A 14,482-nucleotide genomic window follows, 5' to 3' on the forward strand; every position below is an offset into this window, starting at 1 on the left:
AGATAAAATGAAATTTGAGCTTGGACGCTGCTTGCTGCTTGAACGATTAGCGGAAGCCGACATGACCATCGTTCAATTAGCCGAAGCGCTGCATTATAAACAAGCGCGGATCAACGATTATATAGAAAATAAAAGAATGATGCCCTTGAAAACAGCGATTTCCATCGCTGATACGATTGAATGCCGGGTAAATGAGCTGTACGAATTAATCACGGTGGATGCCGAGGTTCCTCCCAGAGTCGAATGGGAGGCTCCTCTAAGGCGTATACCACCAAGCTGAAATTCCGCCCTGCCAATCCAATCGTAAAGACAATACGCCTGCATCACGCAAGTCCTCTTCATCGCAAAGATCACCATCCACCTGCCCCCAGATTGCAATAGTGTGTGCATTTACCCAAACTCCCCTGATTTGACATTAGTTAAGTCCACCCTGGTTCCATAATGCTCCGTGATTGAGTAGAGTCCACCCGTCAATCTCGGTAAAGGCTAACGGAGAGGTACATACCTCTGAATGGTAGTCATCGCGAGACAGCTTTACGATCGGTTGGTGGGCGAGCAAATTATAAACCGCCGCTTGACGGCCAAAAAGGTGCGAAATCGCTGCTTCTTGCTTAATGACTAATACTATTGTTGCTGAGGCTATGCGGCTCGGAAAGGTCGTCCTTTTTTGGCGGACTGAGGTTCCGCTATTCTGGCTTTTTCAACGATTTCAGGCTTTAATCGGACAGGAGATCCGTAATTGATCTAATAATCCTGGCAAAATGGTTATTGGAAGTGCATTAGCGTCTCCTGAGTCCGAAGCCTGTCCCATAACCAATCCTTCTAGTAAAATAGCGTCTGCTGAGTCCGCCAAATCTAACTTTGTTCCAGACACGTCTTAGTCGGACGGCCAGACGAACGGTTGGACAGACAGACGGCCAGACGAATGATTGGTCGTTCGGACGGACGGACGGACGGCTGTTTCTGAGGCATGCTGGCTTTTTTTAATGATATATATACCGATTCTCCACATTAGGCTTAGAAACTTTTAAAATCAAGTGAGAGAATAGGCAGGGATGGGGAGTCTTAACAGTGAGATAAACAAAAGCTGAGCCGTAAAAGGAGGGGAGCAAGTGGAGCTAAGAGACGATCATATAATTATCGAAGCCGTACTGAACGGAAATAAACAAGCGTACGCGGACATCGTTCGGCGCTATCAAAATAAGCTTTACGGACTGTTCCGCAAAATGGGCTCTTCTGAGGCTGATGCCGAGGATTTGACGCAGGAGACGCTGCTCAAGGCATACCGCAAGCTGGCATCGCATAATCCAGTGCAAAGCTTTGCTGGCTGGCTTTACACAATTGCTGTTAATTTGCAGAAGGACGGCTGGCGACGAAAAACAGCAGAATCACCCATGCAGGAAGAAGGCTGCGAACGCCAGACACCAGAAACCAAGCTTCTGCAAAAAGAGCTGCGCTCTGAGCTGGACCGATTGCTGGAGAAGCTGCCTGAACATTATCGGCTGGTACTGGTTCTTCGCTACACGAACCAGTTGAGTCACGAGGAAATCGCCAGCATAACGGGCATGTCGATAAGGCAGGTCACCAACATCGTTCACCGAGCTAAAATCAGGCTGCGGAAAATGGTAGAAGCAAAGGAGGGACAACGTTATGACATTTTGGAATCGTACAAAAGCTGAAAAAACTGAAAAAGTCGATCTTAAAGCGGGGGCTGGAACAGCATCACCGATACTGACACCGTCAGCGGAAGATAAGAAAATAGAAAACGTCTTGTTCGCGGACAAGCTTCAAGATGATTTTACCAATAGGGTGATGTTGCAGCTGGAGGGCATAGACATAGAGCCAGCGGGAAATAACGATCCGCTTGCTCTCGATCTGGACGCTTCTTCCATTACGTACCAAGTGAAACGACAACACGCGGCCAGAAGGTCATCGAGACGCAAAGTCTGGGGGCTCGCGGCCGCTGCCATTGTACTCGCGGGAAGCACGCTGTTATACGCACAGCCGACGCTTGCGGATATGGTGCGGTCGCTTTTTGCCCAGAACAGTTACGTGGACAGCGGCATGAAGCAGGCGCAGGAAGCGGGGCTGGTTCAGCATTCGGCCGCCAGTGCCGAGGATCAAGGCTATACGTTGAAGGTCAACGAAGTGATAGCCGATTCGACTCGTCTCATTGTGGGAATCGACATTGTTGATGCGAAAGGAAATGCCGTAGCTGGCGAAATTCTATCTAGTGATGGGAACTTTACTCTTTTCGATGTTGATAGGGGACATATTGGAGATATCCCTTATGGGATTAGCACTGGAGGCAATGCGACCACGAGCAGGTTCGAATTTGTTTTTAGACGGCCAGTATTGAAGGACAAGATGCAGCTCTCCGCTAACATTAAACAGATCACCCTGCATCAAGGAACACCGGGTACGGACGACTATTCGTCTAAGACGGTCAAAGGATTTTGGACGCTGCATGTCGATGTCGATTTGAGCAAGGCTAAAGCCCAGACGCTGATTACCCCTATCGGGATTTCTTATGAGACGCCAAGCGGTATCCGAATTCAGATGCAAGGAGCAACCCGCACGCCGAGCGGGGGCTCGCTTGAGTTTACGACGTCGCTGACACCAGCTGCGGCGAGCCGTGCAATAGACGGTCAAAGTGGGTTTCATCTGCTTAATTTTCATCTGGAAGATGAACAAGGCAATGTGCTAGAGAAGAGCCCAAGCATGACGGAAATGGAATTTTCAAGTCGTCATTATGAGTTTGACCGATGGAGCGGTTTGGCGAAATGGTTTTACCAATTTAATGATTTTGCCTATGACAAGCAGCAGATTCGCTTTGTGTTAGACAGCTATGTCATTCGGGAAAAAAGTGAGGCCTCGGTCGTCTTTGATCCTTCTCAAGCTTCCCCAGAGAAACCTGTATTATTCGAGGATGCTGGCGATTCACTCCTGCTCAAAGGATTGACAATCACTTCAGATGGCTACGGAAGAATTCCAATTGGCGGCACGTTCAGCAACCCCAATTTTGCGTCAGGCACCTGGATCGCTGTTGACGAGAACGGCAAGGAATACCGGATGTATGCCGGCGGGGGATATAGCCCGGATGATCCGAATTTGGATGACGGTGCCGATCTCCAATTTATGATGAGTGGCATGAACAGCATGCCGAAACAGCTGACGATCAAACGCACTGTTATCAATCGCCAGTACAAGGATGCTGACTTTTCATTCGTCATTCCGTCTACAGGAACGACGGGTGTCATTCCACAATAAGCAAGCAGTAAGGGATGAAGAGGCAGAGCTACCTTTTAATGCTCAAAAATAAAGGGATTAAGGCAATGGATCATGAAGTAGAGCAAGGTGAAGCTGACTTGTTGGATTGAAAGGAAATGAAGAGAAATGAAGGATACGACATTTGTGCTGGCTCCAGATTCATTCAAGGAAAGCATGACGGCTAAAGAGGTATGTATCGCAATGGAGAAAGGTCTGCGGAAAGTTTATCCAACGGCCCGTTATATTCATGTTCCAATGGCCGACGGAGGGGAAGGGACGGTGCAATCCCTTGTGGATGCGTCTGGCGGTACGATTCATTATAAAGAAGTAAGCGGGCCGCTTGGTCATCCTGTAGCCGCAGCATATGGCATTCTGGGGGATGGTGTAACGGCGGTCATCGAGATGGCATCGGCCAGCGGCATTCATCTGGTGGACAAGCAGACGAGAAATCCGCTTTGCACGACTACCTATGGAACGGGTGAATTGGTTCAAGCATGCTTGGATCAAGGTATCCGCAAAATCATCATTGGAATTGGCGGCAGCGCGACCAATGATGGAGGCGCAGGCATGGCCGAAGCGCTTGGTGCCAAGTTTCTTGATGCCGAGGGGCATGTGCTTGCCCGTGGAGGCGGGGCCTTAGACCGATTAGCCCGTATTGATGTGTCGAATATGGACGAGCGCTTGCGAGAGGTGCAATTTATTGTTGCCTGCGATGTAACGAATCCGTTATGCGGGAAGCATGGCGCTTCGCAGGTTTTTGGCCCACAGAAGGGAGCGACGCCAGAAATGGTGCAGCGGCTGGACGCGGCCCTGTCCCATTATGCAGATGTCGTGAAGCAGCAGCTGCATAAGGATGTACGGGATTTGCCGGGTGCGGGTGCAGCTGGTGGATTGGGCGCAGGGCTGATGATTTTCACTCAGGCAGTTTTACGCAAGGGTATCGAAATTGTTATTGAATATTCGGGACTGCGAAATCACCTGACTGAGGCGGATATCGTATTTACGGGTGAAGGCGGCATTGATTTTCAAACGAAATTTGGCAAAACGCCATATGGTGTGGCGCAGGCAGCCAAGGAAGCGGGCAAGCCGGTCATTGCAATCGCTGGCTTCATTGGCGAAGGTATCGAAACGTTATACGCAGAAGGCATTGATGCCGTATTCGGCATTGCACCTGGGGCGTCTGATTTGGAGCAGCTTCTGAAGGAAGGGCCGGGCAACGTGGAGCGCACTTCCGAGAACATTGCGAGGGTGCTTAAATTAGGTCTGTTTGCGGATAGACGGTAAGTAGACGAGAGGTAAGCTAGAGGTTAGAGAAGGTGAACCTTGCTAGTGCAGTCTGTCTTTGCCATACTTCCACCCTGTTCAGGAGCGCCGAGCTCAGACATAATTCAGTTATTGAATGAAGTCGGTGCTTTTGAATTGAACGATGGGAGGAATGGATATGTTTGATAAAAAGGTAACGCTGCAGCCTTATGCAGATATGTCAGCACATATGGAAGGCTTTGAAGTGGTTTCGGCTCAGCTTGGCGGAGATGGATGTGTGTATGTGCTGCTGATTAATCATGCCCCGGAACGGACAAAAGGTATGTTCGTCCCTTCGGCGCTAAAGGAACCTTATACCTATAAGGTGCTCATTATAGAGGATAACTATATGGAAGCAGTGGTAATAGAGGATCAGCATTTCAATTATCATTATATCCAGCCGCTGCGGAATCAGCTGTTATTGGTTGGTGCGCGTTGCAGTTATTATGGGGTAGGCAAATATGATTTGAATGCGAAAGTGTGCAACTATAAAGGCGAGACTGTTCGCGAGTTTTTGCTAGGAGATGGCATTCAGAGTGTGCAGGTAACAGAGAAGGGCACCATATGGACCAGTTATTTCGACGAAGGAGTCTTTGGAAACAACGGGTGGGGTAACCCGATTGGGGCTCAAGGTCTCCTTGCTTGGGATGAGAATGGCAACAAAATATACGAGGATCATACGTCGGACATCGCCGATTGTTATGCGCTGAATGTTGTGACTGAGCAGGAGGTGTGGTTCTATTACTACACGGATTTCTTGCTAGGCCGCATTTCAGGCGGCACCGCGCAGGCGAAGGTTACCTTCATTAACCCGAATATTGCCGGCTCGGCCGGGTTTTGTACGGATGGGTACCACTTTTTGTTCGACGGTGGTTATGGCAAGCATGAAGCCTTTATTCTTAAAAAAAATGAACAACAAGGCTGCTTGAGTGCAGGGCACACGATCCATTTTTTAAATGAACACGCAGAGCCGCTTCAACCACGTACTCGGGATTTTCGAGAAAATCGCTTGCTGTTCAGCGAAGGCAGCCGCTTGTATCAAGTGGCAATTGAGCAGTTGGTATAGTTCATCTAGGCAAGGCTTTATAGGCAGGTTTTATAGACAAACAGACAGCTCGCAGCTCATGCTTTTAATGAGTGAAGACTGTCTGTTTTTTTGGCTCTATGGCTTTTTTTATTCGAGTCCTGCCTGTGCCTTGGATAACAGCTTCCCTTTATTAAAAGAGAGCACTGCATTGGCGCCTATAGCCCCTACTCCCATATAGGAATAAGCGACCAAATCTACAGTTTCGCTCAAGGCTTTGCCATCACCGCCAACGATAACTTTTACTTCATCATAGGTCATGCCTATTTCAAGCTGCTGATATTGCTCAAAGGTGATGCGTACATTATCGCCTTTGTCAGCAGGGCCATTGCTGCCTGGAGTAGATGCATCAACGCTGCCGCTGGATGGATTAAGGGTCACAGACGCCGATTTAAGCTCCTCCACCTCTTGCTCCTTAGCGGCAAGCTGTTGCTCTAGCCCCGCAACCCGCTCCTGCAAGCTGTCGAAATCTGCTTGGGTAGGTCCTGAAGAGCCGCATGCAGATAGTGTAAACAGTGACAATATAAGAGCCGCTCCGCCTAACCATCGTCTGTAGTTTTTTTTCATAGAGACAACTCCCTTTTCTCAAAATGATGAAGAAAAAACAATATCGCCATCCAGTTTACCATAGCTCCTGACTGCTGTAACTGAGACTTTGGCTCTGGTCCTAATTTCTTATTATGGTACGAGTTGGTGTTAATAGTGGAGAACTAGGCTTCAGCCTATCCAAAAAGCCGCTAGCTACAGAGCGGACCTAGCGATCCTTTCTGCATTTAGCGGCTGCTGGCGAATGCCAAGCGGGTTTATAGATTGTTCTTCTCTGAACCGTCATGCCAGGTAATGAGGTCACCTGCTGATTTTCGTTTCCTTGCTTGCGGAATTTTATTCTCGTTCAAATAGCCCATGTGCAGGGTGCCGACAAGCTTCTCATCCGGCTGTATGCCAACGCTGCGATGAAAATCGTCTTCCCGATTGTATTCATTCGTCTTCCACACAAAGCCAATCCGCTGTTCCCAGGCCAGCAACTGTAAATTTTGAATCAAGGTGGCGGCTGCAAGCAGCGCCTCTTCCCGTCTGACTTCGGATTTATCTTGTTTAATAACGACGAGCAGATGGACAGGAGTCTCCAAGCAATATTCCTTCATTACTCCCTCACCAAAACGCGCCAGCTCATCCTCTGTGTAAGTGGCTAGGACAGCATCGGCAAACTTGCGACGATCCTCATTCATAAAAATAATAAACCGCCAGGGCTCCTCACTTGAATGATAAGGCGCCCATACCGCTGCATTCAGCAAATCCAACAACGTCTGCTTCGACAAGGGCTGATCTGTGAATGACTTAATGGTTCGACGTTCCCGAATGATATGCTCGATAGAATGGCTCATTATTTATTTCCATTCTGCTGTTTAATCGTCTCGACAATTTCATTTACTGCGTTCAATGTAGCTACGGGGGAGAAGCTGAAGTTCATCCAGTCTTTATCTCCGACGAGGTAGACATGATTTTCTTTCACAGCTTTAAGGCCCATCCATACCGCATTGCTTTTCATATCTTCATATATTTTTTGCGCGCTTGCTGCATCATCTCCAGCTTCTACCTGTAGAATAATATGATCAGGGTTTAGCTCAGGCAGCATTTCTAACGATATAGCGATGCTCTCTTCATCCTTAGGGAAAGTGGGTACTGAATGCAGCCCCAATTCCCCATGAATCACTTTGCCGCGGCTTGCTAGAGGTCCCATAACGTAGCTGTCTTTGCCAATAATCCGCATATACATAAACGTTTCCTCTCCGACTAGAGGCTTTAGACTTTCCTTGGCTTGTTTAATTTTCTCCTCATAATCCGCAATAACCTGCTCGGCCTGCTCCTTCTTATTAAGCGCTTCGCCCATATCGCGCAATTCATCGCGCCAGTTGTCACGATCAGGGAGCAAAACCGTTTTTGCAATTTTATTTAACTGATCCACATTTTTTGCATCCCGCCAATTTGCTCCGATAATAAGATCAGGCGCTGCCGCCAAAATACCTTCCAGGTTAAGAACGCCGCCCAGCTTAGGTACAGCATCGAATGCCCCGTTCAAGTAGCTTGGAAATTCGGCATTTGCGTTTTCAGCAGCTACTGGCGTGACACCTAGCGAATATAAGAAATCTGGATAGGTTACCGTAGTCGCCACTACCCGAAGCGGTTGCTCGGCTGCATCGGCCTTCGCAGTTGGACTATTTACAGTGTTATCCTCCTTAGCTCCACAAGCAGCTACAAGCAGCAGTGATAGCATGATCGCTGCAAAACCCCATTTTCGTGCGCGTTTCATTGTTCCATCCCTCTCAAGCGTAATAATAATTCTCATTCTCATTATAGGAGGTGTCCACCAAAAAGGAATGGAGAAAAGGGAAGCGAACGTGGATTTTCGCGCATTCCTCACGGTTAGCGAACGCCGCCGCGCTCAAACATTTGCAGCATATGCTGCATGGCGAAGCCGGTAGATAAGGGAGAGAAGGAGAAATTGTACCATTCACGGTGCCCAACGGTGTAGACCTGACTTGTAGAGGCTTTTATAAATTTTCTCCATTCAGGCCGCTGCAATAAAGCTTCCCGGCTGCTGTCAGCATGCTCACCCATTTGTAAAATGATGTGATCGGCTCCTAGCGCAGCTAATTGTTCAACAGACATGATTTTACCATCGCTATGCAGCAATGTTTGTTCAGGTGGAATGAAACCAAGCTCGGTATATAGTATTTTTCCTCTCGATGAGTGATTGCCGAATACGATGAGGCCTTCCGCGGTCATACGCACATAAGCGACCGTTTCATTAATTGTCAGCAGCTTTAGCTGCTCACGAGCTTCGTCGCGCTTGTCATCATACCAGCGAATAAAACGATGGGCCTGCTGCTTTTTATCCAAAATCTCGCCCACATCGGTCAGCTCATCCCGCCAATCATCATGGCTTGGCAGCAGGAAGGTAGGGGCAACTCGGCTTAGAGCCTCATAGTTTTCATAATCCTTCCATTCCGCAGCCAATATGACATCGGGCTTGAATGGTTTGAAATTTTCAGGCTCGAAGTGCTGGCTGTTATTCAGCTTGGGCACTTGCTTGAATGCCTCCAGCAAATAACTAGGAAACTCCTGATCAGGTGGAAACGCAGCGATGGGAATAGTCCCTAGCAAATACATCAACTCGGGATGAGTGACCGTCGTCCCCAGAATACGGCGATTATGCAAATAAAAGCGGGGAGCGACACCAACCTTTTGCTTAAACCTTCTACTAAAATAATGCTCATCCTCAAAGCCGACTTTACGGGCGATGGCGTACAAGCTTTCTTTGGACATGGTGAGCAATTCCTTGGCTTTATCCATACGTAGCCTAATTAAATAATCGCTCGGATTTTCACCGGTCATTTCCTTAAACAATGTTGTATACCAGCGTCTGCTGAGCTGCGCGATGCTAGCCAATTGTTCAATTGTAATAGCTTCATCGTAATGAAGCTTTAAATATTCGATGGAGCGCTCGACGGCATGGCGAGGGTCAGCATCGGTTTGCGAAGCATGAGATTCCATCAACAGATAGATAAGCTTCTGAAATAGAAACTGATTTTCAAGCTGGTGCTGCAAATCTACGAAAGTAGAAGGCTCTTGAAGCTTCTGCACCATAGCCCGGAGTGAACGAGGAGTATGCGATACGGTCTCATATTGAAAATAAGAAAAGCTCTTGACGGACGCTGCTGAAAGCTTATACTCCGCCCGGCTAAGCTGAACAACCTCACATGCAATGATGCGGATGTCCAATAAATGACTGCCTGAATTCGCTATCCGCAACGACTGTCCCGGCTTTATGATGAAATGAGTATCGGCTGCCAAAAGAGGCTGACGGTGCTTATGATCCACTTGGACCTTCGCTGTGCCGCCTAGCACAAATAACAGCTGGTGCTCATTTTTCGATGGAATAAGGACTAGCCCTCCTACTGGGACGGCATGCTTTGCTACTTTGGTCATCGTCACGAACAGATCCTGGAACGGAACATTTTTGCCGGACATGCAGGCGCCTCCTTGCTGGCGGTTTTCATTCAATTGTATCAGATTGCAAAAAAGAATAATAATGAACAACTCTAAAGTAAATTAAATGCTCTTTTGATAAGGGGAAAAGGGGCTAACAGCTTGCGGGTTAACTCTCAAGTAGCTACCTATACATAGATTAGATAGAGTGCTATAGTCAAATAAAAACAGCAGCAGGGGGATTATCCCATTTTTAATAGCGGATTTAGTATTCTTGAACCGACCGAGGAGATGGATTTCATGGAGCATGATGATATCAACATAAGAATGGATAGACAAAGGGAGATATTAGCAGAGGAACATAGAGATCCTTTCGTAATAACCTTTTTCACCTTCGCCAATCAGGAAATTTATGGTTTTATAGCTAAGGGCAGCACGGGGTTTTCCAAATATGGCTTAGATATTATTGCAGCTGCCGTGTCCACGCTGACCATTAATGCCGTTAATTCTATCAATGAATTTACAGATGACCGTCCTGAGGTAGACATGGGCAGGAACTATATGAAATGCATCATTCTTGAAAAAGTAAGCCGAGATTCGCAAATTTTATTACGGTCACTCCGGCTAGGCATGGAAGACATTCAGCGTTCCTATGGCGAGCAATATTTAGTTATTGAGGAAATCAGGGTGGAGAAGAATGGAATAGATATAGTCGGGGAGGAAACCAGATGAAGCAAGCATTAATCGTTATTGATGTGCAGGAGGTTTTTTTTGACTTGCCAGAAAATTACCTATACCAGAAAGAGGACTTGGTGCTCCGTATTAACCAATGGATTGCGGCTGCTCGCAGTGCAGATGTTCCAGTGATTTTCATCCAGCATACCGTATATGACAACGTAAATAGCCCACTCTACGTAGATTCACCCGGCTGGCAGCTCAACCACGGGCTAGATATGAAGCCAGAGGATACCGTCATCCGAAAAACAACATGGGATTCGTTCCACAACACCGAATTGTCCGTTTTATTGGAGGATAACTCGATTGAACAGCTAATTTTTGCTGGAGCACAAACCGAATTTTGCTTGGATACAACGATACGCGCTGCGTACAGCCGTGGCTATAAGTCTAATATTTTGGCGAAAAATAGCCATAGCACCCTTGCGAATGCGGTTCTGACGGCATCTCAAATTATTGAGCACCACGAGCAAATTTGGAATGGAAGGTTTGCTACGATTCGCGGCTTGGATGAGCATGTATTTTAACCCATTACTAGTCCTAGACCTGTCTTAAACTAGTCCTGAACTATATTCGAACTAGACTTGAACTATACCTAAACTAGACCCGAACTAGTCCTGAACTAGACCCGAACTAGTCCTGAACTAGACCCGAACTAGTCCTGAACTAGACCCAGCAGTTTTGGAAGCTCGATCCTTTTTTTGAGGACTGAGTTTCCGCTATTATGGGTTTTTCTGCGATTTCAGGCCGCAAGCGGACAGGGAAGCCGTTATCGCCATCATTTTCCCGTCAAACAGTCCATTTCTACGGCATTAGCGGCTCCTGTGTCCGCAGGTAGTGCCTTAACCCGTGATTCTTTCAAATAGCGGCTTCTGTGTCCGCCAAGTCTAACTTTGCGCAGACGCACTAGATTTTATGCGCTCTATCTCATATCCCATTTCCTGCATAGCGGCAAGTCCGTCCTCGATAACAACCGTCTTTAATCCGTCCCACCAGCCCCTGCTTAAACTATATAAGAATTTATAGTCTACCCCTTCAATTGCTATACCGCGCAGCTTATTCGACAATTTGATCACCTGCTGATGAGAATTTGATGAACTACTATATCCATATTCAAATAGGCCTTGCAGCCAAAATTTCTGATAGTCGCCATGTGGCAGTCAGCTTCAAGCAGAAGGGACAGGGAGTGTGCGGCGAATCTGACTCGGCTAGTCGAGTCAGATTCGAATGAACGAGCGTCCATGCAGGCAATTTACAAATTGCCGTAAACCACAATTTCGTCAGCCTGCTCCAGCACCTCGCGAACCCAGGCGGTGAACGAATGGATGAAGGCAAGCTGGTCAGGATCTTCTACAAACAGGGCATCGAGCTCTTGCACAATCTGCTCCCAGACGGCTTTCGGAATTGGATTATCCCAGCAAGGATCAAAAGCGGCATAAAGCTCGCCTGAGCGTATATCGACAAGCGGGTATTTTTGCTGAATAAATGGCAGCATATCGCTGAAATCTTCATCATAAATAAAAACCCGATTATTTGCTGGTTCAGCCTCCTCATAACGAACGGGGCTAAAGGAATAGCCGATGCCATTTTTAGGTCCGTTGTAACGATATTTCATGGTGCGGATCGCTTCCGCCTTCTTTTTGTTCATGGCTTCTTCGGCCCCCATATTCTAGTTTTTATAGATTGGTAAAGCGAAAGCAGAGCTAGAAGGCAATGACCTCTCCATCCTCAGGAATGATCGCGGCATTTTCCAACCCTTGCTCCTTTAGGAAGCTTCTAAGCTGCTGGCGCTTAAGTGTACAATGGCTAATCGCATCCATGTGAACAGCGACGAGCTTCGTTGCTGGCGAAACCTTGCGAATACGCAGGATATCTTCCGCCGTCATCGTAATAATGGTTCCCAATAGCAGCTGTGCGCGAGCGGTATGTAAAATCGCAATATCTGGCTGCTTCTCTCTGAATGTCTCTTCAATCGCAGGCGTATAGACGCAATCGCTGACCAAATATATAGAACCCTCTGCCGTTGTGCTTAGAATGAACCCGGATACAGGGCCGAGCGGCTTGGTGAAAACACCGTGGGCGTGCTGCCCTTTCACTCGTTTCAGCTGTATACCGCCCCATTCCAATGAGCTGCCAATGACTTGTACGTTGAGGAAGCCAGCGTTCTGCAAGAAGGTCTGATCCTCTGGCTGACAAAATACGGGGAGCCGCTTGTGTAACACCGAGATTGCTTTTTTATCCATATGATCAAAATGTCGATGGGTTAACAATACAGCATCTATATCCTCAAAAAAAGAAAGCGGAACGGGCAGAGGGGTTAGCGGGTTTCTGCGCAAAGTCCGAGTGAAAGGAACGGGCGGAAGCTCGCCTATGTCGCTTAACATCGGATCAATAAGTATTTTTTTGCCGTTTATCGTGATGAGCAATGTCGCGTGGCGAATATGTTGAATTGAAATTGCGATGAGAGGCACCTCCATTTAGTACCGATTGGTCTGTTTTTAAATTAACATATTTTTGGGGTGCTGTAGTGTCTGCAAGGACGCTATTTATAACTATTTTGAGAACAAATTGAAATTACGCTGGCGGCTTTTGATTATTGGTCTGCCCTGTGAAGGCTCAGCGCGACTAATGAATTTAGGAAGCAGTTTTCAAGAACAAGAGCCAATGCCGCGATTGACCGCGAGCATTGGCTCTTGTTCTTTTATACTTTTATGATGCTTCTGACCTCTTAACTTTAATGTTTAATGAGGTCGATAAGTCTGATAAGCAAAGTGGTAAAGCGACGTTTCATTTGAGCTCAAAACAGCATTATTGGAGCTGAACTGGATCGGAATAATATCAAAGTAGTGGTAGGAAACCCAGTTATCATAGACATAAACTCCAGCACCAGGCTGTATGCCGGAGATGGAGGCAGTGAATCCTCCGCTGGAATTAGTAGTGGTGGTGGTTGTATAAAGCAGATTGTTTATATCCGTTCTAATGCTCACAGTAATAGGGACATTTGCAGCCGCATTGCCGCTTGAATCTTTGGCTGATCCCGTCACGGTTATATAGTTTTGAATACGATACTTATTCCCATATCCATAAGTCATATAGCCTGAAACGTTAGGATCAGAGGTGATGCTTGATACCGTGACAGCCGCAGCGGCATTGCTCACGCTGAAGGTATAAGGCTGCGAGGCATTGAACGAAGAAGTGCTTAATACTCTAAAATAATAGGTGCCGGCACTCATGTTGTAGGTTCCACTTGAATTTTGGTTAATGGTAGCAAGCTGGTTTAGGTTCTGATTATAAATATTAACCTGATAGGTGGTGCCAGCCGCCGGATTGTTGAATGAAATCGTGTATTGCTTGGCTGTGCTTACGGTAAATTTAATCCAGTCCTCGTCAAAGGCATTGTCAATTGTCTGGCTAACGGTGAAGGCGCTTGTTTTTGCCTTGGCATAGACATAGTTGTCATCAGGCTCTGCGCTGTCATAGACAGAGGATTGAATGACGGTGAAATAGAATGGAGTGCTTGCATCAAAGCCTGACACCGTATTTACAGCCAAATAATAGATGCCTGCTGGAGCAATCCGGCTTACCTGCTCGTCCATTTGCGGTCCATAAACCGAATAATATTCCTCTACCAATTGCAAGGTATTTAAATCTAAGCGGAATAAGTGCAAATCATAGTCGACAGCTGCGGATTGCACCGTTTGTAAAAAAGCAGTCAGCTTGCTAGGTGCGGTCGTTTGAAAATTAAACCACTTCTGCCCGCCAGCTTGATCAATATAATCAAAGTAGACTTGGCCCGTATTGATCGTATAGGCGTTGCCAGGATCGGTATTGTATACCGACTGAGTGACGGAGTCGAGGGAGCGCTGCTGTAGGCTTTGTGTCGAACTAGAGATGACTGAAGGTGCAGGCAAGGCTTCATTAAGGTCAAGCTTGCTGCTTTCAGGAATATCGAAGGATGACAATTGTGTACCGCTGGTTGTCAGACTCACCTCGGGAATGGCCGTGGCATTTGCGCTAGGCGTGAAGGAAAAACCGCCAAAAACCGACGTGACTAGTAGAGAAACCGTCAACAAAATTTTCTTGAACATGGTAAACTCTCCT

14 protein-coding genes are annotated in these 14,482 nt (G+C 47.1%); 7 read left to right on the forward strand and 7 right to left on the reverse strand.

Annotation, left to right across the window (positions count from 1 at the left end; translation table 11 throughout):
- The first annotated feature begins 7 nt into the window (after positions 1 to 7).
- The 5 genes from V5J77_RS02860 to V5J77_RS02880 all read left to right on the forward strand — a co-directional run bounded on the left by V5J77_RS02860 (position 8) and on the right by V5J77_RS02880 (position 5,638).
- Positions 8 to 280, forward strand: coding sequence for a helix-turn-helix transcriptional regulator (locus V5J77_RS02860; RefSeq protein WP_338554282.1), 273 nt, complete (start codon positions 8 to 10; stop codon positions 278 to 280).
- An 832-nt stretch (positions 281 to 1,112) separates the two neighbouring features.
- Complete coding sequence (locus V5J77_RS02865) at positions 1,113 to 1,679, forward strand: sigma-70 family RNA polymerase sigma factor (protein WP_338554283.1); 567 nt, start codon at positions 1,113 to 1,115, stop codon at positions 1,677 to 1,679.
- On the forward strand, positions 1,651 to 3,270 hold the full coding sequence (locus tag V5J77_RS02870; RefSeq protein ID WP_338554284.1) for a DUF4179 domain-containing protein: 1,620 nt from the start codon (positions 1,651 to 1,653) through the stop codon (positions 3,268 to 3,270). The genes V5J77_RS02865 and V5J77_RS02870 overlap by 29 nt, the downstream gene beginning before the upstream one ends.
- 126 nt (positions 3,271 to 3,396) lie before the next feature.
- The gene (locus tag V5J77_RS02875) at positions 3,397 to 4,554 is read left to right on the forward strand and encodes a glycerate kinase (protein ID WP_338554285.1); all 1,158 of its coding nucleotides are present in this window, start codon (positions 3,397 to 3,399) and stop codon (positions 4,552 to 4,554) included.
- Between the two features lie 157 nt (positions 4,555 to 4,711).
- The gene (locus V5J77_RS02880; protein WP_338554286.1) at positions 4,712 to 5,638 is read left to right on the forward strand and encodes a hypothetical protein; all 927 of its coding nucleotides are present in this window, start codon (positions 4,712 to 4,714) and stop codon (positions 5,636 to 5,638) included.
- A gap of 108 nt (positions 5,639 to 5,746) precedes the next feature.
- Here V5J77_RS02880 and V5J77_RS02885 read toward each other — a convergent pair whose 3' ends face one another.
- The 4 genes from V5J77_RS02885 to V5J77_RS02900 all read right to left on the reverse strand — a co-directional run bounded on the left by V5J77_RS02885 (position 5,747) and on the right by V5J77_RS02900 (position 9,688).
- Positions 5,747 to 6,223: a hypothetical protein gene (locus V5J77_RS02885; protein ID WP_338554287.1), complete on the reverse strand. Its 477-nt coding sequence runs from the start codon at positions 6,221 to 6,223 to the stop codon at positions 5,747 to 5,749.
- A 236-nt stretch (positions 6,224 to 6,459) separates the two neighbouring features.
- Positions 6,460 to 7,041 (reverse strand): nitroreductase, encoded by a 582-nt coding sequence (locus tag V5J77_RS02890; protein WP_338554288.1) that lies wholly within the window; start codon positions 7,039 to 7,041, stop codon positions 6,460 to 6,462.
- Positions 7,041 to 8,009: an iron-siderophore ABC transporter substrate-binding protein gene (locus V5J77_RS02895; protein ID WP_338554289.1), complete on the reverse strand. Its 969-nt coding sequence runs from the start codon at positions 8,007 to 8,009 to the stop codon at positions 7,041 to 7,043. Before V5J77_RS02895 ends, V5J77_RS02890 begins: the two co-directional genes overlap by 1 nt.
- 71 nt (positions 8,010 to 8,080) lie before the next feature.
- On the reverse strand, positions 8,081 to 9,688 hold the full coding sequence (locus V5J77_RS02900; RefSeq protein WP_338554290.1) for a helix-turn-helix domain-containing protein: 1,608 nt from the start codon (positions 9,686 to 9,688) through the stop codon (positions 8,081 to 8,083).
- 258 nt (positions 9,689 to 9,946) lie between these two features.
- On the opposite strand from V5J77_RS02900, the gene V5J77_RS02905 reads away from it, so the two are divergent.
- A complete protein-coding gene (locus V5J77_RS02905; RefSeq protein ID WP_338554291.1) occupies positions 9,947 to 10,378 on the forward strand; it encodes a ribosomal-processing cysteine protease Prp in 432 nt (143 codons plus the stop codon).
- Entirely contained in the window at positions 10,375 to 10,908 is a 534-nt protein-coding gene (locus tag V5J77_RS02910; protein ID WP_338554292.1) for an isochorismatase family protein, read from the forward strand. The genes V5J77_RS02905 and V5J77_RS02910 overlap by 4 nt, the downstream gene beginning before the upstream one ends.
- 725 nt (positions 10,909 to 11,633) lie before the next feature.
- Here the strand turns inward: V5J77_RS02910 and V5J77_RS02915 are convergent.
- The 3 genes from V5J77_RS02915 to V5J77_RS02925 all read right to left on the reverse strand — a co-directional run bounded on the left by V5J77_RS02915 (position 11,634) and on the right by V5J77_RS02925 (position 14,469).
- Positions 11,634 to 12,029: a hypothetical protein gene (locus V5J77_RS02915; RefSeq protein WP_338554294.1), complete on the reverse strand. Its 396-nt coding sequence runs from the start codon at positions 12,027 to 12,029 to the stop codon at positions 11,634 to 11,636.
- A gap of 55 nt (positions 12,030 to 12,084) precedes the next feature.
- On the reverse strand, positions 12,085 to 12,858 hold the full coding sequence (locus tag V5J77_RS02920) for an MBL fold metallo-hydrolase (RefSeq protein ID WP_338554295.1): 774 nt from the start codon (positions 12,856 to 12,858) through the stop codon (positions 12,085 to 12,087).
- A 264-nt stretch (positions 12,859 to 13,122) separates the two neighbouring features.
- On the reverse strand, positions 13,123 to 14,469 hold the full coding sequence (locus V5J77_RS02925; protein WP_338554296.1) for a peptidase: 1,347 nt from the start codon (positions 14,467 to 14,469) through the stop codon (positions 13,123 to 13,125).
- Positions 14,470 to 14,482 lie beyond the last annotated feature (13 nt).

The sequence above is a fragment of the Paenibacillus sp. KS-LC4 genome (assembly GCF_036894955.1).
Lineage (GTDB): Bacteria > Bacillota > Bacilli > Paenibacillales > Paenibacillaceae > Pristimantibacillus.